The organism is Chryseobacterium bernardetii (assembly GCF_003815975.1).
Lineage (GTDB): Bacteria > Bacteroidota > Bacteroidia > Flavobacteriales > Weeksellaceae > Chryseobacterium > Chryseobacterium bernardetii.
In genome coordinates this window covers 139,333-158,078 of sequence record NZ_CP033932.1, presented here as the reverse complement: position 1 = coordinate 158,078, position 18,746 = coordinate 139,333, and the positions used below count along the sequence as shown (strand labels likewise).

The 18,746-nt window shown below is 37.7% G+C and carries 13 protein-coding genes; 2 read left to right on the top strand and 11 right to left on the bottom strand.

All coding sequences use genetic code 11. The annotated features are described in order from the left end of the window. Positions 1–132: 132 nt before the first annotated feature. The 7 genes from EG339_RS00750 to EG339_RS00720 form a co-directional block, all read right to left on the bottom strand. A complete protein-coding gene (locus tag EG339_RS00750; protein ID WP_123868432.1) occupies positions 133–1,281 on the bottom strand; it encodes a cytochrome-c peroxidase in 1,149 nt (382 codons plus the stop codon). A 2-nt stretch (positions 1,282–1,283) separates the two neighbouring features. Continuing rightward, on the bottom strand, positions 1,284–2,807 hold the full coding sequence (locus tag EG339_RS00745; RefSeq protein WP_123868431.1) for a DUF6850 family outer membrane beta-barrel protein: 1,524 nt from the start codon (positions 2,805–2,807) through the stop codon (positions 1,284–1,286). 28 nt (positions 2,808–2,835) lie between these two features. After that, positions 2,836–4,059 (bottom strand): DUF4876 domain-containing protein, encoded by a 1,224-nt coding sequence (locus EG339_RS00740; protein ID WP_123868430.1) that lies wholly within the window; start codon positions 4,057–4,059, stop codon positions 2,836–2,838. A gap of 8 nt (positions 4,060–4,067) precedes the next feature. Continuing rightward, complete coding sequence (locus EG339_RS00735) at positions 4,068–6,821, bottom strand: TonB-dependent receptor (protein ID WP_123868429.1); 2,754 nt, start codon at positions 6,819–6,821, stop codon at positions 4,068–4,070. Between the two features lie 138 nt (positions 6,822–6,959). Next, positions 6,960–7,973, bottom strand: a complete 1,014-nt coding sequence (gene murB / locus EG339_RS00730; protein ID WP_123868428.1) for a UDP-N-acetylmuramate dehydrogenase — start codon at positions 7,971–7,973, stop codon at positions 6,960–6,962. A 3-nt stretch (positions 7,974–7,976) separates the two neighbouring features. After that, the gene (locus EG339_RS00725; RefSeq protein WP_123868427.1) at positions 7,977–8,450 is read right to left on the bottom strand and encodes a hypothetical protein; all 474 of its coding nucleotides are present in this window, start codon (positions 8,448–8,450) and stop codon (positions 7,977–7,979) included. A 10-nt stretch (positions 8,451–8,460) separates the two neighbouring features. Further along, the gene (locus EG339_RS00720) at positions 8,461–9,666 is read right to left on the bottom strand and encodes a pyridoxal phosphate-dependent aminotransferase (protein ID WP_123868426.1); all 1,206 of its coding nucleotides are present in this window, start codon (positions 9,664–9,666) and stop codon (positions 8,461–8,463) included. A 213-nt stretch (positions 9,667–9,879) separates the two neighbouring features. Between EG339_RS00720 and EG339_RS00715 the strand changes: the two genes are divergently transcribed. Together EG339_RS00715 and EG339_RS00710 are read left to right on the top strand one after the other, a co-directional pair. Beyond that, entirely contained in the window at positions 9,880–11,673 is a 1,794-nt protein-coding gene (locus EG339_RS00715) for a T9SS type A sorting domain-containing protein (RefSeq protein WP_123868425.1), read from the top strand. Positions 11,674–11,900: 227 nt separating this feature from the next. Beyond that, entirely contained in the window at positions 11,901–12,356 is a 456-nt protein-coding gene (locus tag EG339_RS00710) for a DUF1801 domain-containing protein (RefSeq protein ID WP_123868424.1), read from the top strand. Between the two features lie 301 nt (positions 12,357–12,657). On the opposite strand, the gene EG339_RS00705 is transcribed toward EG339_RS00710, so the two are convergent. The 4 genes from EG339_RS00705 to EG339_RS00690 are packed head-to-tail and all read right to left on the bottom strand — an operon-like array spanning position 12,658 to position 18,626. Next, on the bottom strand, positions 12,658–13,917 hold the full coding sequence (locus tag EG339_RS00705) for a TolC family protein (protein ID WP_228459680.1): 1,260 nt from the start codon (positions 13,915–13,917) through the stop codon (positions 12,658–12,660). Next, the gene (locus EG339_RS00700) at positions 13,907–17,002 is read right to left on the bottom strand and encodes an efflux RND transporter permease subunit (protein ID WP_123868422.1); all 3,096 of its coding nucleotides are present in this window, start codon (positions 17,000–17,002) and stop codon (positions 13,907–13,909) included. Before EG339_RS00700 ends, EG339_RS00705 begins: the two co-directional genes overlap by 11 nt. Positions 17,003–17,044: 42 nt before the next feature. Then, positions 17,045–18,142 (bottom strand): efflux RND transporter periplasmic adaptor subunit, encoded by a 1,098-nt coding sequence (locus EG339_RS00695; protein ID WP_123868421.1) that lies wholly within the window; start codon positions 18,140–18,142, stop codon positions 17,045–17,047. 4 nt (positions 18,143–18,146) lie between these two features. Next, entirely contained in the window at positions 18,147–18,626 is a 480-nt protein-coding gene (locus EG339_RS00690; RefSeq protein ID WP_123868420.1) for an MgtC/SapB family protein, read from the bottom strand. Positions 18,627–18,746: the final 120 nt, after the last annotated feature.

Genomic DNA, 18,746 nt, shown 5'->3' with positions numbered 1-18,746 from the left:
TGTTTTTTATTGTGATAGGAAAGGGGATGAATTAATTATACTGTTGAAGTGGGTGTCTGAAATGCAGGAGTTATTGATATATTTAAAAACTTTCTTTCTGCTAATAAAAAGTCCGGCAAATGCCGAACCATTTTATTCTACCGGGAATTCCGGTCGCCTCATTTTATATTTTGTTCCTGAAAGCGCTTCAAGGAAAGAAACCAATGCTTTTTTTTCTTCTTTTGTAAGTTTTAATGGTTTTAAAAGAGGGTCTGTTACAGGATAAAGCGGATCTTTCTGCTTGGCTTCAGGAGATGGATCTATCATATGCATTCCACTGTTGTACATATTGACCACACCTTCCAGATCTCCAAACAGCCCGTTATGCATCCATGGTTGGGTAAGCATCAGGTCTCTTAGCTGTGGTGTTTTGAATTTTCCTACATCTTCAGCTTTTTTGGTGATATTATACAATCCAAGATCTTCGTATTTTCTTTTATAGTAGGTTAATCCAATATTGTGAAAAGATTCATCTGTAAGGTATTGTCCGCTGTGGCAGTTCATACAGCGGGCTTTTGTTCTGAAAATATGCATGCCATAGATTTCTTCATCAGATAAGGCATTGTATTTTCCTTCCAGAAATTTATCAAAACGGCTTGGCTGGCTTTTAATGGTTTTCTGAAAATCTGCGATTGCCTTTACAATTCTTTCGTAGGTTACTTTCTCATCTCCATAAGCATTCTTGAAAAGAGGCTTGTATCCTTTCAGTACCTGAATTTTTGCAGGCAATGTTTTAACATCCATCGCCATTTCGTGGTGAGCACCAAGAGGGCCCGCGGCCTGTTCTTCAAGTGTTTTTGCCCTTCCATCCCAAAGGAATAACTGTCTTTCTGCAATATTATAAAGAGATTGTGTGTTTCTGTTTCCAAGAAGATGATTGTTCCCTAATGCAACGTGCCTTCGGTCTGACCAGCCCATTTCAGGGTCATGACATGAGCTGCATGAAATCTGATTGGATTGCGATAATTTAGGATCGAAGAATAACATTTTCCCAAGAATAACAGTTGGTTGCTCCTGATTTTTAAAAAATGCTGTATCTGTTTTAATGGGGGAAAATTCTTTCCATTGTACCCCGTAATCAATATCCGGTTTAGGCCATTCTGAAATTGCTTTTTTATAGCTCTTCACAATATCTTCAATGGTAGGATCCGGAAGATCCAGTAAATTCTGATTGACTTTAGGGGTAAAGCTCAATAAAATCAAGATAATACTTCCCACTCCCCAATATATTAGTTTTTTCATGTTTAAAAAGTTATTCCCAGGCTTGCACCCGCAAAATTATTGTTTGTATTCTGGATCTTTTGTGTCTGATATTGTACACTTACAAAGAATGCAGGCAGCTTATCCAGCTTAAGATCATATCTCAAGGTCATTCCAAAAGAGATGATATCACTAGCCTGGAACATGTAGTCCTGAAATATCCATTCATTAACTGCTGCATTTCCTGTAGTATTTAGAGCATTGATAGATTGGTTGACTATTCTTTTAAAAAAATACGGCTGAAATGTAAATGCTTGGGTATTATTTATTTCTTGTTTATAATCAACATTAAGTCCAAAATAAGAGTATACAAACTTCTGTCCTGAGTTTGGGTAAAGTCTGCGTTCTTTTACTTCTTCATATCCAAAGAATGGAGCTGCCGTAATGGAAAAACGATCCTGATTATACTGATAAAAACCTTTAACGGATGTGATATAATTTTCTCTGCGATAAGCATGTCTTTTAAAAATTTGAGTCATAATGGCTGTATTCATAGAATAACCATATTCAAATCCTGTTTTCTTTGATGCAGTATATTCTGCTAATACACCAATACGGTGTTTTTTGTGAATGTTGAAAAACTTACCACCTTCTATTTCAATCTGTTCATTTTTAAGCTCGGAAAGGTTATGAAACGTACTGGAGCCGTCATTATAGCTTTTAATATTGTTGGATTTTCCTATGGCAGCCTGAAGGTAAAAGTCCTTTCCCTGTTTTCCGGAAATCTGAAGACCTCCTTTATAAGCAAATTCTTCAAAAGTATTGGTAGGCCTTGTTCCTCCATTAAATAGGGCGGTTGAGAAGCCTAGCCCTGACATCATGTATAAATAAGGTCTGCCCAAAAGACTTTGAAACTGGATCGAATTATTTTGAGTATATTTATTAAATTCACCAAAAACTCCGGCTTCATATTCTCTAAAAATTTTATAGTTCACCCCCGCATTTATCCTTAAGTCTGAAGTTGTACTCTTCATTCTTGGGTCTTTTGAACGGTATCCCATCTTTGCAGAATAGCTTATCTGTCCGGCAACAGTCCACCGGTTTATTTTTTCAAGATATCCTCCCGCAAACCCGTAATGCTCAAGGTTTAGCTTTCCACCAACCGAATCGGCTGTAATGTAAGGGGCAATACGTTCGTAATCTAATGTTTCGTTCCAGTTAACAATGTTGGTTTTCAAGTTCTGATAACTTGCACTTCCCCATACAAAGCGATGGGTTTTCAGCTTTTGAAAAGATTGAGCTTTGATCGTTAATCCTTTGTTGCCATTTCCTAACTGCTGACGATACATCTTTTCTTTATTGTGATGATAGCCAACACTGAATTCTGAAAAAGAGGTATTACTATACCCCGACATAGATGCGGGGTTATAGTAAAAATTATTTCTCAAATCTCTTTCCTGATCGTATTGATTATTGAGAATCTTAAAAAGGGTTAGACTGTCCTGTGCTTTTACAGTAAGAGAACCCCCAATCAATAGTAGAAAGAAAAATGTTTTTGTATGTAACATAATGTGTTGTAGAATATTGGGCCGTATTTTAGTGAACGATACCATTTTTTAAGCTTGGCTGAGAGTCTTTCACAAAATCATTCGATGAATTGTTGGTATCCTGATAAAGATTTTTACCATTTGTCATCTGGCCGGTTACCTTACGTCTTACTGATTTTCCGAAACGGGTTGGATCTTTATCGATAGTTCCTACAGAAGTCCAGCCACCATCAATACCAGCAGAAGTTAAGGTATGGGCAAATTTAGAGGAAACACTGTTGTTTACTCCATCAACAATCCATGAGTTGGGAATCGAATAAGTACTTTTGGCTGTAACAGTACCGGCACTGTTTATATAAGTATAGTCATATTTGTATTTCTGCAGAAAGCTGTCTTTATTTTCATCAAATGGGAAACGGGCAATCACATAGCTTTCAAAACCCCGGTCATGTAAAAAGAACATATTAAAGTTCATCTGCGAATAAATTACTTCTGCATTTGGAACAGAAGGGTTATCTACCTGTCCTAATGCCGGATTGTTTGAAGGGTATTCAAAATTGGCATTATGAAGATCATATGCAGTGCTGGTCTGTGCTTTATGATTGATGGCATTGTCTGCAATAACAATAAAATCTCCCGGTTGTACAGGGTATTCATTACCGGAACCCGGAAGTACCATTACTGCCTTTACCGGGAATGAAAGATTCACATTATATGGAGTAGGATTTTTATCTTCTGTTGTTAAAAATTCAGATTGTCCAATAATAAGCTTATCAGCATACAATACTTCTTTGGTATTATTGGTTAATTTGAAATAACGGCCTGAATTGTAATTTTTACCCTCAGCTGTTTTAATTCCAGTAAAGAAAACTTCTTCAATAATAAAATCATTATGGAACTTTTTAATAATAATCGGAATATTAAGATTAGTTGCAGATAAAGCAATATCGGTCTGGGCTATGGCTCCTGCTGATACTTCTGCATTTTCGGAAATTACAGCACCATTTACTGTAATTTTATAAGATCCATAAGGTAAAGTTATAGAATAGGTATTAATGTTTTTAATAGTTTCCTTTCTTACAATATTGGTATTTACTTCTCTGAATTCAATATCCAGACTTTTGTAAGTTGAAATATTTTCACCTGAGAAAGTTAATGTTAAAAGCCCTTTCTGAGTAGTTGTATCTCCGAAATCATCATTAGAACATGAAGTTACGGTGAATGTTGTGGCCATCATAGCGGCCAGGCTTACTAGTAAAACTCTTTTTTTCATGATATATATTAAAAATTATAATTCAATTCCATTCCGAAATAGGGAGTGTTGGTTCCTTTTCTGTATACTTTTACATTGTTGAAAGTGTAGGGGGCACTATAATTAAAAAGCCTGTTGACAAATATGGACGTACGGAGTGCTTTATAAATACTTTTAGTTACTTTAATATTCCCCGCCATGGTAAAAGTGTAAAGCCTGTCCAGGTTATCAGAAACAGAAACATTCCGTACAAGCCATTGTTTATAAGTGTCTGTTCTGTCTGCCTCAGTGAAAGGATGTATCACACCATCTATTCCATAATAGGAAATAGGTTCAGCAATTCTTCTGTCATTTCTGCTGTAGTCATATAAACTTCCCTGCAAAGACGCAGAAATTATCATATCCATGCTTGGAAGATAGGTGTCTATAAGAAGATTGTAATTGAGATTTGAATTCACATAACCATAATCAGATTTATAAATTCCGTAATAGGGAAAAGCTTCCGTTCCTATAGAGGCGTTTGGCCTGCTGATAATAGGTGCTGAATTTCTGTATTGTGTTTTGAACCATGCCCCGGTAAAAGTAAATCTGGTATTGATTGATTTGATCCTTGGCGAAGTATACCCGAATTCAATTCCCTGTTTTAATGTTTCGCTCCCGTTTTCTGTGGTGGTGTACACTCCAAAAACATTTTTAATTTCATAAGGTACACTGGTTAAATCCGGTCCGTTTGATGTCCATTGCGTTAAATCTACCTGTGTATTGTCATATTGCTTATAACGGTGAACTGTAGTTTGGTCCATATTTCGGAAACCATTGGTCATCGTTTCTTTAAAATAGGTAATAAATAATTCATTATTTCTGTAAGAAAGATCTAAACGAATTTCCTTTTTAACACTTTTTGCGGCTTCAATTTCTTTATTTTCCTTTGACTGTACATAAGTCATGAAATTTACATACCGGTATTGTGCATCGTTGTGATAATAGTTCAGTTGGGTATAGTCCCAATATTCATTGTTTGGATAAAGCATCAACAGAGTAGGCTGCTTGTAAAAAAGGCCATATCCTATTGTTACATCCGTTTTAAAAGGATAATCATTAATCATGAGATGGGGCAGGCTGTACTGGAAATTAAATCTGGGTTCAGCAAAAACCTTTTTACTGATGGCGTAAGAGTTATCAATTCCCAGATTTTTGGATAATCTCAATCCTGCATATAATGTAAACTTATGCTGTTTGATAGCATAGCTCATCTGGTCACCTAAAAAAGCTGCCAATAAACTTGAAGCTGGAATATCATTATAAGGTCTTGGTCTGGTAATTCCTGTATTGGCAGAAGGTGGGGTTTTCATATCATACTGAAGCCCTTTCCCATTATTTTTTGAATATTTCCAGTCAAGCCCTGCTTCATATTGATGAACAATTCCGAATGTCTTTTGGGTTCCATTGGCTTGGAAGAAGGCGGTAATATCCAAAGGTTTTCCTTCTGTAGAAAATTCAGTAATATAGCGCAGATCAGGAAAGTATCCTATATTTTCTCCCTGTTCTGTTGCCAGTGAAAATGAACGTGGTCCTGATAATTGTACCAGTTTTACCTGCTCTAATTTTTCAAATCCCTGCCGAATGGCCGTATTTAAAGTGAGTTTATTGAAAAAAGAATTTTTATCAAGCTGATAAATAAAATTATTCGTCACGCTGATCCTTTTATTATTGGATTCATATTTGTCCGTGGAAGGATAACCGTTGTCAGGATCATATTTTTTATGGTCAATATTGGTAGAAAAATCAACTGTAGATTTCCACTCCAAAGGTCTTGACCATAATATTGAAATTTTTTTTGAACGAATAGAGGCTGTAATTCGCTGATAGGTTTCAAAATCATCAGTAGGATTGGATTTTGAATCCAGAAAATCAGCTCCTGCAATCAGCTGCCATTTATCATTAATCTTAAAACCCTTGCTCAGATAATACTGTTTGCTGAAACCATCTGCTTTAAATCTTGCCTGCAAGGGAGAATCTTTTATCCTGCGTTCAATTTTGATTAAACCAGAAGTAAGATCTCCATAGGCTGCAGATGGAATACCACGAATTACTTCTACCTTTTCAATATCATTGGTAGAAATAGTTCTCATATCTACTCCTGAGGATGTTGTTTCTCTATATTTCGGGCCTTCAGAAAACTGTCTGTTATCTACAGAAACCTGCATATCTGCATTAGAATTGATAATATTGTCATCAACCATGAATTGTACACCAAGAGATGAAGTATTGTATTCGCTTCCTCGGTAACCTGCAGTATTTTCGCGGAGGGTAGCTTTGTTGGTTAAGTTTAGTATTGGTGCTGTGGAAAGCCCTCCTGGAAGAAGTTCCATTAAATCTGAGAAACTGGAAGGCTGTAAATGCTGCATAGCCTGCCTGTCAATCACTGATTTTGTAGTTAAGCCCTTGCTTTCCTTAGAAAATACAACTACCTCTTCCAGTTTATTAATGGGCAGAAGCTTAATAACAATGGTATGGGGTGAAGTAAGGTGGATGTTCAGTTCCTTTTCCTGAAAATTAGGATGAAGAACTTTTAAGTGATATTTTCCATTGGGAAGATAGAGAGCTGTATGGCCATTTTTATCAGTAATTAAAGAGATTTGACTGATGGTAACAGAGGCACCTTCTAATTCTTTGTTGTTTTCATCAAATACAGTAATGTTCAGCTGGGACTTTTCATTTTGTGCCTGTATAAGCTGTATACTGAAGATGAAGAAGAAAACAAAAAGTAAAGATCTATTCATTTTTATTTATTCTAAATAAGTATACCGCAAAATTATAAATTATAATAATGCTGAACAATTATTATTTAGAATAAATTAAAATAAAAAACAAAATTCCAGAAAATACCTGGAATTCTGTTATATAATCTAAAGTGAATGTTATATAATATTCACTTCCCGTTCAAGTCCTATCCCGAATTTTTCCTGTACAGAGTTGATGATTTCAGTGGAGAAATCAAAAATCTCTTTACCGGTTGCTTTGCCGGTTGCATTAATGATAACCAAAGACTGAAGTTTGTGTGAGGCTACGTTTCCGATCTGTTTCCCTTTCCATCCGCACTGTTCAATCAGCCATCCGGCAGGAACTTTTACCATATCGCCGTTAGGATAGCCTTGAATATTGTTGAACTTCTGTTTTAAATCTTCAAACTGAACTAAAGGAATAGTTGGGTTCTTGAAAAAGCTTCCCGCATTTCCTATTTGCTTAGGATCCGGTAACTTACTTTGCCTGATGTTAATGACGGCTTTAGAGACATCCTGTATCGTAGGATTTGTAATCCCAAGGTTTTCAAGCTCGGATGTTATAGCTCCGTATTCTGTTTTAATCTGATGCTCTTTTTTAGTGAGTTTAAAGGTAACATCCAGAATGATATATCTTCCTTTTCCTTCCTGCTTAAAGATAGAATCCCTATAACCAAACCTGCATTTTTCAAGATCGAAAGTGGTGAGTTCAAAGTTTTCCAGATCCAAAACCTGACAGCAGACAAATACATCTTTGATTTCCGTTCCGTAAGCTCCAATATTTTGCATAGGAGAAGTCCCTACATTACCGGGAATCAGAGAAAGGTTTTCCAGTCCGCCGTAATTTTTGCTGAGACAATACATCACGAATTCATGCCAGTTTTCGCCTGCTTTTGCAGTTACCAGAACTTCATTTTCATTGAGGTCTTTTTCAGAAATACCTTTTAAATTAAGTTTAATAGCAAGGCCATCAAAATCTTTTGTCAGCAGAATATTGCTTCCACCTCCCAAAAATAAAAGAGGAAGCGTGTTTTTTTTTGAAAAAGTAAGGGCATCTCTTAATTCTTCGATGCTGTTTATTTCAACAAAGTATTTTGCTTGGGCATCAACACCAAATGTATTGTAAGGCTTTAAGGAAAAGTTTTCTTGCATGTTTTATTTATATTCTTTGGGAAGAATTTTATCTAGTTGTTCTTTAAGCTGCTGAAGCTGTTTATAATGTTCAGGATCGGCAAAAGAGTTGACAAAGAAATGGTTTTTCTTAGAGGTGCGTATCTGAAAGGTCTCATCAATACCATCTACAGACTGCTGGCTTGGTGAGCTTTTTATCTTGTCAAGATCTTTAACATTAATTGAAGAAATGAGCAGGTTCCATGTATCTTTATTGATTGCTGAAGCCCATTCCTGGTGGGTTTTACTGGCAGTGGCACCCTTTTCTGCAAAGACAGAATCTTTAGTGGCTTTTATAATCCTGTATTCTCCCAGGGTTCCTCCAATATGAGACAGCCTGATGAAGGTTATTTCATTTTTGGAAGGCTGTTTTGATTTTTTGGAATCACAGGAAAAAAATGCCGACAGCAAAAAGATCGGAAATATGAGTTTCAGATATACATTTTTTGTTGTCGGCATCTTGTATGATTTACAGGCTGAATTCTTCTCTATACTTTTTTAAAGCATCTTTCAGAATTTCAGCACTTCTTTTTAGATCTTCTTCTTTCAGTACATAAGCAATTCTTACTTGCTTTTTACCCAATTCAGGATCGCTGTAAAACCCTCCGGCAGGAGCTACCATAATGGTTTCTTTGTTGTTGGAATACGATTCAAGAAGCCACTGTGCAAATTTCTCAGTATCATCTACCGGGAGTTCAGCAACACAGTAGAAAGCACCTCTCGGCTTAGGGCAGATTACTCCCGGGATAGCATTTAGCAGGTCTACTAAAATATTTCTTCTGTGGGTATATTCTTCTCTTACTGCTCTGATGTAAGCTCCGTCATTCTGGTGAGCCGCAGTAGCTGCAATCTGTCCTAAAAGAACAGGGCTTAATCTTGCCTGTGCAAAAAGCATCGCTGCATTACGGATTTTTTGAGAACGGGTAACCATACATCCTATTCTTACTCCACACATGGAATAGCGCTTGGATTCAGAATCAATAACAATGCAGTTTTCTTTTAATTCAGGGAAGTCAAGGATAGAAATCTGCTGTTTTCCATCATATACATATTCTCTGTACACCTCGTCCGAGATGATTACAATATCATATTTTAAAGCAATCTCAGCAAGTTTCTGAAGCTCTTCACGGGTGTAAAGATATCCTGTTGGGTTACCTGGGTTACAAATGATGATTGCTCTTGTTTTTTCTGTGATCTTTTTTTCAAATTCTTCAATAGGAGGTAGAGCAAAACCTGTATCAATGGTAGATGAAACAGCTACAACATTCACATCAAATGTACTGGTGAAGCCATTGTAGTTAGCATAATAAGGTTCTGGGATAATTACTTCATCCCCATCGTCGCACAAAGTTGAAATAGCAAAATTCAGCGCTTCAGAACCACCATTGGTAACAATAAAGTTATCAGGTGTCAGATCTGAAAAGCCTAATGAATGGTAATATTCTGTAAGGGCTTTTCTGTAGTCTAAGTTACCTTCAGAAAGTGCATATTCCAATACTTTAAGATCAATATTCTTTAAAGCATTTAATGCTGTTTCCGGAGTTTCAATATCAGGTTGTCCGATATTAAGGTGATATACTTTTATTCCTTTCTGTTTTGCTTGTAACGCAAAGGGAACCAGTTTTCTTACCGGCGATGGCGGCATATGCAGTGCTCTGTTTGAAATATTCGGCATTGTTCAAAAATTTGTATGACAAAAATAGGATTTAATTTCCCAATAATAAAATTAAGAATGAGAAGAAACGGCTTATTATCCACTTTCAGAGTTGGTAATTTTACGGTTGTTAATAATAATATTTAATTTATTTTGGTTAAATGTTATTTATTTGTTAATGATAGTGTTTTTATATTGATTTTTTTATTAATTTGATATCTAAATGTAAATAAAATGATAATAAATTTATTTTTTAGAGCTTTTCCTGTTATTGCTCTTCTTTCAGCATCAGCAATGGTCGCTCAAAATTTTCAAAAAATGCCGGTTACCTCAGGGTTTACTGCAGATGTTATTGCCAACGGGGAAGGATCTTCTTCAGTATCTACCACAACAGATGTTGATGGAGTATCTTTTGCTTTTGTAGCTAAGGATTTTAAACTTACCTCTGCAAGTCCTGATCTTACGTATGGAATTCCTGTGGATGGTATCATTAATTCAATAGTAGCATCTACACCTGGTTTGAGCTTTCAGTTAGGAAACCTAAGTTCCAATAATTCTTTAAAGCTTGTGACGGCAGGAGATAATGGTACCCTTGTTTTTACGACTCCAATGGCTGCTTTTAAACTGTATATGCTTTCAACAAGTGGCAGCGGGACTTCTGCTGTGGATGTTACCGTAAATTTTACAGATAATTCAACACAGACGTTTTCTGGTATAAATCTTTCAGACTGGTATTATGGAAGTGATGCTGCTATTCAGGGAATTGGAAGGATCAATAGGGATAATGATAACTTAGAGCCCAATAGCAGTAATCCCAGGTTGTATCAGTATGTTTTAAATATTGATGCAGCTAATCAGGCAAAGCCAATACAGAGTGTTACGGTTGCAAAAAGCTCAGGATCCGGAATTTCTAATATTTTTGCTTTTTCAGCTGATGCTTATACGGATTGTATTGCGCCTACAACGGTGGGTGCAACCGCAGTTACGGCCAATACTGCTCAGATTTCATGGTCAGTTCCTGCAAGTAATCAGACGACAAGTTATGATATTTATTATAGTCCGAATTCCACAGTTCCGGCGAGTAATGTAAATCCTAATTATTCCAGTGTTACCGGAACGTCCTATACTCTGAACAACTTGTCTCCAAGTACAACTTATTATTATTGGGTAAGAGCCAATTGCAGTACAGCAACAAGTAAGAGTGTATGGTCTCTGGCTAATTCATTTACAACGCAGTGTGGTGCAATAGTTCCGTTATATACAAATAATTTTACGACTTTCCCGGGACAATGCTGGGCTAATGATTTAACCGGAGGAGATCCGACTACGGGGCCATCCGGCGCAGATTATTCTTACTGGGGATCACGCAGTTTTTTGAATGCGTCAGCGAACGGGCCTTCAGCTTTTATGAATTTATATTCCTCAGACAGAACGGGATGGCTTAAAACAGTGCCTTTTAATCTCTCAGCAGGTGGCTATAAAGTGAAATTTAATTACGGAGTAACACAATATTATAATACGGATCCTTCAGGAATGGATAGTGATGATGTTGTTCATTTCCTGGCTTCCAATGATGGTGGAACAACGTGGACAATTCTACAAACCTGGGATATCAATAATGCTCCGTCCAATACATCTACTGAATATACATTCAATTTGGCTAATTATACCAGCGCCAATACTGTATTTGCATTTTACGGCAGTACAGGATCACAGGATGAAGGCATGGATTATAATTTCTATGTAGATGATTTTACGGTTGTAAATGCTCAGCTAAGTACTTCGGAGGTGGGCAGTACAGTGAAAAAGGCAGTGGTTCATCCAAATCCGTTCAAGGATGTCCTGTATATATCTGATACAAGAGAGACTAAGTCTGTAACCGTAACAGATACCACAGGAAGAACTGTGAAAACAGTTGAGGGTTCTGTAAAAGAACTGGATCTGAGCAGGCTGAATTCGGGATTGTATTTTGTAACGCTTTACTTTAAAGACGGATCTCAGTCTACGGTAAAAACGATCAAAAAATAATTTTTTTAATGTAAATAAAGTTGGGCGGCGGTACATTGTTGTATCGCTGCTTTTTTATACAGCAAGAAGCATGGGAGTGCAAGATGAAATGCTGTTAGGCTTAATACCTGTTGATTTGCAATGCTTTCAGTAAATATCATTGAATAGTAATTTCCAGCTGCCTCTTCCTGCCTTCATATAAATAACCAATAATTTTTATTAATTTAAACCTCTAAAACTTACTGAAAATGCAAATTACATCAAACTCATTGGAGGATTATCTTTCCAAAATTCCGGAGGAAAGACAGGAGCTGTTTAAAAAACTTTATCATGCAATTAACAACAATCTGCCCAAAGGTTTCGAAGAAATGTCCAATTACGGGATGTTAGGCTGGGTAGTTCCTTTGAAAACTTATCCTGCGGGTTATCATTGTACACCCGGCACTCCTTTACCTTTTATTAACTTGGCTTCCCAAAAGAATTTTATTGCATTGTATCATATGGGATTGTATTCCAGGCCCGAATTGTTGGAATGGTTTGTAGCGGAATATCCTAAACATTCCAAGAAAAAACCGGATATGGGGAAATCTTGTGTACGCTTCAAAAAACCTGAAGATATTCCTTTTGAGCTGATTGCAGAATTAAGCCGGAAAATGACTGTGGATGACTGGATCGGTATTTATGAATCCCAGTATAAGAAATAACGGAATTAGTTTGTATTTACTCCAAAATAAACCACAATAGTCACAAAAGTTCCATAACACTTGAGCAGAAGTAAGCTATAATGCAAACTGTTGAGAAGAACACTTTGGTTTTTATGAAAATTCTGGGTTTTCATATATATACTTTTGTAAGTATTTTTTTGACTTCCTTAAGTGAATGAAAGTGTTAAAAATAAAAGTTTTTGTGACTGTTATGGTTGAAATTATTCCCCAATTTTAAAGAATATTAATGGACATTTAAATGATCATTTAACAAATATAAACGCCTTTCTTCCTTCCTTCTTTAAAAATCAATATCCCAGATCCCGGCTTTGCGCTCAAGTTCTGTTAAAGCAGCGGCATTTTCTGCCAGAAGCTGAAAATAATTCTGACGGAGTTCATTATACGTCCTCTGGGCATTGAGCACTTCAAGAATGGAACTTTCTCCCCGCTGATAACTGTACGTAATCCCTTTCAGAATGCTTTCTGCCTCTTTCAACATGCCATTGTCAAACTGCTGTAGTTGTTTTTGAGCAGAAGTATACTGTTGATAAGCTTGTGTTATTTCCGTCCTGATGCTGTTTTCAATCTGTCGGTATTCTGCTTCTGCCTGTGAATAACCCATTTCTGCAATTTTAAGGTCTGCATTCCGACGGTTGGAAAATTTTAAAGGAACGCTGATTCCCAGTTTTACGGTATTAACAGCCGGAGAGGGAGCAATTTCATTATTGGCTATAGTATTGTGTCCGGCTCCTGCACTTAATCCTAAATCTATTACACGATTGGCTTTTTCAAGTTTAACGCGGCTTGCCGCAGTATTGATATTCTGTCTGGAAGCTAAAAGATCAGTTCTTTGATTAAAAGCGTGTGTGATGAGGTCATTCAAAGTAAAATTTCTGTTGAAAGCACTGAGATCCCCGGTCACTTCTTTGCCGGTACTGTCGCTGCCTGTAAAGTCAGATAGCGCAGTGATGGATTGTTGTTGGGTTCCTTCCAGCTGGTAGACTTCATTCAATAAAGAAGAAGCTTCCAGGCGGCTTTGTTGGGAAGTTACTTTGGAAATGTCTCCTAATTTATACCTGATACTATCAGATTTAGCTAATCTGAACATACTTTGATAAGATTCTTTCTGAACATTCAGCAAAGCTTTTGTTTTTAATGCTTCAATATATCCTAAAGTTGCATCAGCAAGAAGATTTCTCAGATAATCCTGCAGTTGCAGTTTAGAATAATCAGCTTCATTTTTTGCGGTTTCTATTCTGGCTTTTCTTTTACCACCAAGCTCAAGAGTCCAGCTAACGGCCCCACCTATCGTGTACCCCATATCTTTGGAAACACCGTTGTTAGAGGTCTCTATTTCAATTTGTGGATCCGGGAAGATTCCGGCAGTGAGAATAGAGGCTTCAGCCATGCTTACATTGTATTTTTGTGCAGCAAAACCAAGGTTTTTATTCTTCACGGCATTCAGATATTCATTGAAGGTAATAGGTTCGTGTTCCGTCTGGCCGTTGATGAATATACCTGTAACGGTACATAATACTATGATTAAAAAATTAAATTTCATGAGAGATTGCATTTTGTTTGTCGAAACGGTATTCAGCTAAATAATAAATGGCAGGAAGTACAAATAAAGTAAGGAATGTAGAAAACATTAATCCATACACGATCACGGTAGCCAAAGGTCTCTGTACATCTGAACCGATTCCTGTTGCCAGGGAAGCAGGCAATAATCCAATGATCGCTACCGAGGCGGTCATCAGTACCGGTCTGAAACGGTCTTTTGCTCCCTGAATGACCGAAGATTTAAGCGGAATCCCGGTTTTTCTCAAGGTGTTGATATGGGAAACCATAATCACCCCATTCTGAATAGCCACTCCAAACAAAGCAATAAAACCTACCGCAGAAGATACGTTGAGTGACATTCCCCTGATATTTAAGGCCAGCATTCCGCCAAATAAAGCCAGCGGAATAATACTCATTAAAACCAATGCCTGTCTGAAGGTTCCAAACGCTCCGTACAACAACAGGAACATAACAGCTAATGCCAACGGAACAATAACAGCTAATCTTGAATAAGCCCTGTTCTTATTTTCAAACTGCCCGCCCCACTTGATCTGGTATTTTGCATGATCGTAACGGATATTCTTTTCAATGCTTTTCTGTGCTTCGTTGATGAACGAAGTAAGGTCACGACCCCGCAGGTTAAGTTTTACAGTGAGGTGTCTTCTGTTCATTTCCCTTGTAATGGTACTTTCTCCGGTACTCAGTTTTACGGCGGCAATCTGTGAAAGCGGAATTTTTGCTCCCGAAGAAGAGGCCAGCATCAGATTTCCTATTTTTTCAGGAGTATTTCGGCTGTTTTCCACATAACGGCAGGAAATATCATATACTTTGTTGCCAATGAAGATTTGTGAGACCGCTTTTCCGCCGAGTGCGGTTTCAATAAGATCCGTAACATCAGAAACATTCAGACCATATTGGGCAATTTTATTTCTGTCAGCAATAATCTGTAACTGGGGAAGTGGCGGTTCCTGGTCAATGGCAAGATCTGCAGAACCGGGAACGGTTTTTAAAAGGGAAAGAACATTTTCTGCAACCTGCCTTGTTCCGGCAAAGTCGTCCCCATAGATTTTTACCACTAATTCACTGTGAGCACCAGATATTTTATCCATAACCCCATCAATCATAGGTTGAGAAAAACCTACTGTGAAACCTGGCATGTTCTTATAATCTTCTGCCAATTCTTTGATGAGGTCTGCTTTTGTTTTTCCTGATGGCCATTCTTTATAAGGTTTTATGCCTACCGATACTTCAAAATGGGAAGCTGTCCACGGGTCGGTACCATCATCATTACGCCCTGCCTGTACCATAATGTAAGTAACCTCGGAGTGTTTCATTGTTTTCATGCGGAGAGAATCACTCATTTCCTGAGCTTTTTCCAATGAAATTCCGGGTGGAAGCTGTACCTGTAGCCAGATAGAACCTTCGTCAAGTTCCGGTAAAAAATCTTTACCTACGCTGTAGGAAAGAATTCCGGCTCCAAGCAATACAATTCCTGCAGGAATAAAAATCTTTTTGGGAGCAGACATGATCTTATCAATTCCTTTTCCATAAGCGTTGCTTACTTTTTCAAGCCATCGGTTATGATAGAGTTTTCTCGGCTTTCTGTAGATCATATAAGCCAGTCCCGGAATGAGCAGTAAAGCTACTGCCAAAGCTCCTAATAATGCGTATCCTACAGTAAATGCCATTGGGGTAAATAATTTTTTTTCCACTCTTTCAAATGCGAATAAAGGCAGGTAAGCTGTAATGATGATAATTCCTGAAAAGAATATCGGTTTCGCAATTTCAGTGGCTTTTTGAATGATTGTTTTTTCTTCCAGTTCCTTGTCGGGATGTTCTTCTCTCTGCCTTAGAATAGCTTCCAGCATTACAATGGAGCCGTCTACAATAATTCCGAAATCTATAGCACCTAATGAAAGAAGATTGGCCGGAATATTGGTAAAATGCATTAAAATAAAAGCAATAAGAAGTGAAAAAGGAATCGTAATGGCTGTTAAAAGAGCTCCCCGCCAGCTTCCAAGGAACACAATCAGGATAATAATGACCAGCACAATTCCTTCCGTTAAAGTATGGGATACTGTATTAAGAGTGGTTTTTACAAGATCTGTCCTATCCAGATAAGTATGAATTTTTACCCCAGCCGGAAGAATATTTTTATTGAGTTCATCTACTGCTTCGTGTACCCCAATCAATACCTGTGACGGATTTTGCCCTTTTAACAGCAGGACAATTCCGCCTACACTTTCATTATAATTTCTGTCTCTGTCGGTAAAGCCAAGAATGCCTTTACGTTCAAGGTTTCCATATTTAAGATTTCCAATATCATTTAAAAGAACAGGAACTCCTTTTTCTGTTTTTACAACGGTTTTTCCAAGATCATCAAGATTTTTAATCAATCCGATTCCTCGAACAACATAGGCAAGATCTCCGCGGGGAAGCATACTTCCGCCTGCGCTGGCGTTGTTCTTACTGATGGTTTCAATAACTTCTGCCAGAGTAAGACCATACTGTTCCAGCTTATTGGGATCAAGTTCTATTTGAAATTGTGTTGTAATTCCTCCGAAATTAGTTACATCTGCAATTCCTGAAACCTGTTTTATCCTGGGAATGATTACAAAATTCTGGAGATCAGTAAGCTCTCTCAGGTTGTGATTGTCACTTTCAATTACATACCGGTAGATTTCTCCTACGGGCGATGTCAAAGGATCTAATCCCGGCTGGGCTCCATAGGGCAGGGAAACTTCAGCCAATCTTTCCTGAATACGCTGTCTTGCCCAATAATCATCAATTCCGTCATCAAATACAATGGTAATCATAGAAAGCCCGAAAGTACTTTTACTTCGCATCACATGCATTCCCGGAATCCCGTTAAGAGCTCTTTCCAGGGGAACGGTGATCTGCTGTTCTACTTCTTCTGCCGCTAATCCCTGCACCTGGGTCACTACCTGTGAAGTGGTATCTGCAATATCCGGATAAGCTTCAACAGAAAGTTGGGTCCAGGAATAATATCCAAAAAATCCTAATAATATAAAAAGGGCCAGTATGAGCCATTTTTTCTGTATGGAAACTGTTAATAACTTTTTCATAATCTAGCTTTAATGGGAAATCTCATTTTCTACATTCAACATTTATTTTATATCCAGCAGATAAATTCCTCCGGTTGTCATGAGCTCATCTCCCGGTTTAAGCCCCGAAGTAACCTTTACTGTTTTTTCAGAAGCTTCAGCGGTGGTTACATTACGCTTCATGAACTGGTTTTTTCCGGTTTTGATCCAGACATATTGGTTGTCGTCCTTCTGCATCAGCGCAGAGGTTGGGATCATAATTGTGTTTTCAGAATCGGTGGAATAGGTGATGGTGGCAAACATGCCGGGTTTTAATGTTCTGTCGGGATTATCACACTGTATTAAAACTTTGATGCTTCTTGTGGCTTCATCTACCCAATCATTGATATGGTATACTTTTCCGGTAATGGCTCTGTCAGGATAAGTATTAACTTTTACGGATACCTGATCTCCGTTTTTAATAAACCGAAGATCCTTTTCTTTTACTTCTCCGGAAATCCAGACCTTAGAAAGTTCAGCAACAATCATCACAGGTTCGGCATCTTCGCGGAGGTACTGCCCGGTCACAATTTTGCTGGAAATTACTTCGCCGGCAATGGGGGCTCTTACAACCAAACCTCCGGAGCTTTTTCCCTGGTTGTTATAAATTTTTAATGCTGTGGAGGCATTGGATAGGGATATCTTTTTATTTCTGAGCTCCGTTTCAGCTTCTTCCAGCTCCTTTTGTATTCCCACACCGTGTTTTACAAGATCCTGCTGACGTTTGTATTTCTTTTCTGCTAAACCGGCTTCATTCAGAGCATCGGAATATTCTTTCTGTACACCCAGGTATCCTGAAGACAGCACTTCAAAAAGTGGACTTCCGGCATTTACTTTCTGCCCGATATTCACAAAAGCTTTTGTGACTCTTCCCGAAAACGGGCTGGCAATTTCGGCATAATTGTTAGGAATCGTTTCTATTGTTCCTACAGAAGTAATATCATGGCTGTACTCCTGATCGTTAATAATGACTGTCTTGATTTTCTTTAAAACGGGACTGTTTTCAGGAATGGTAATCTGACTGTCTTTCAGGATAATTTTCTGTTCCGGAGCTTGTTGTGTAACATTGTCTTTGCAGGAGGCTGCAAAAAGAATGATAATGCTTAAGAAGATTCTTTTCATGATCTTAATAAAATTGGGTACGGTTGCTGATTTTGGGTTTTGTATTGTTCTTTTTCTTAAAGACTAACTTCTTACTTCTGGCTTCTTTTTGGCTAGATAAAGCGGGGCGCAAAAATATATTGGTGGAAATAATGAAAAACACGGTAATGAGGGCTTCTTTGGGATATCCGAGTACACATAATGCCCCTATAGCTGCGGAACACCATAAAGTTGCTGCGGTATTTAATCCTCTTACGGTAAGGCCATCTTTCATGATGACACCGCCACCGAGAAATCCGATTCCGCTGACGATGTAAGAGGTAATTCTTCCGGCTGCATCACCACCAATTCTGATAGCAATGAGCACAAACGCTGCAGAGCCTATACAAACTAAAGTATTAGTGCGGAGACCTGCATTTTTTTTACGCCACTGTCTCTCAAAACCAATACCGGCGCCTAAACAGAATGCAGTTAATAAACGAAGTGTAAATTCAAATGTATTCATAACTTTTCCTTTTTTTTGTAAAGCTTTGTGAGCTGTACGGGAAAAGTAGGTACAACTAAAGCTTAAGATTGATAATTACTGTAAGGATCTGCGTCCATGTGCTTTATTTTTTACAGGGCA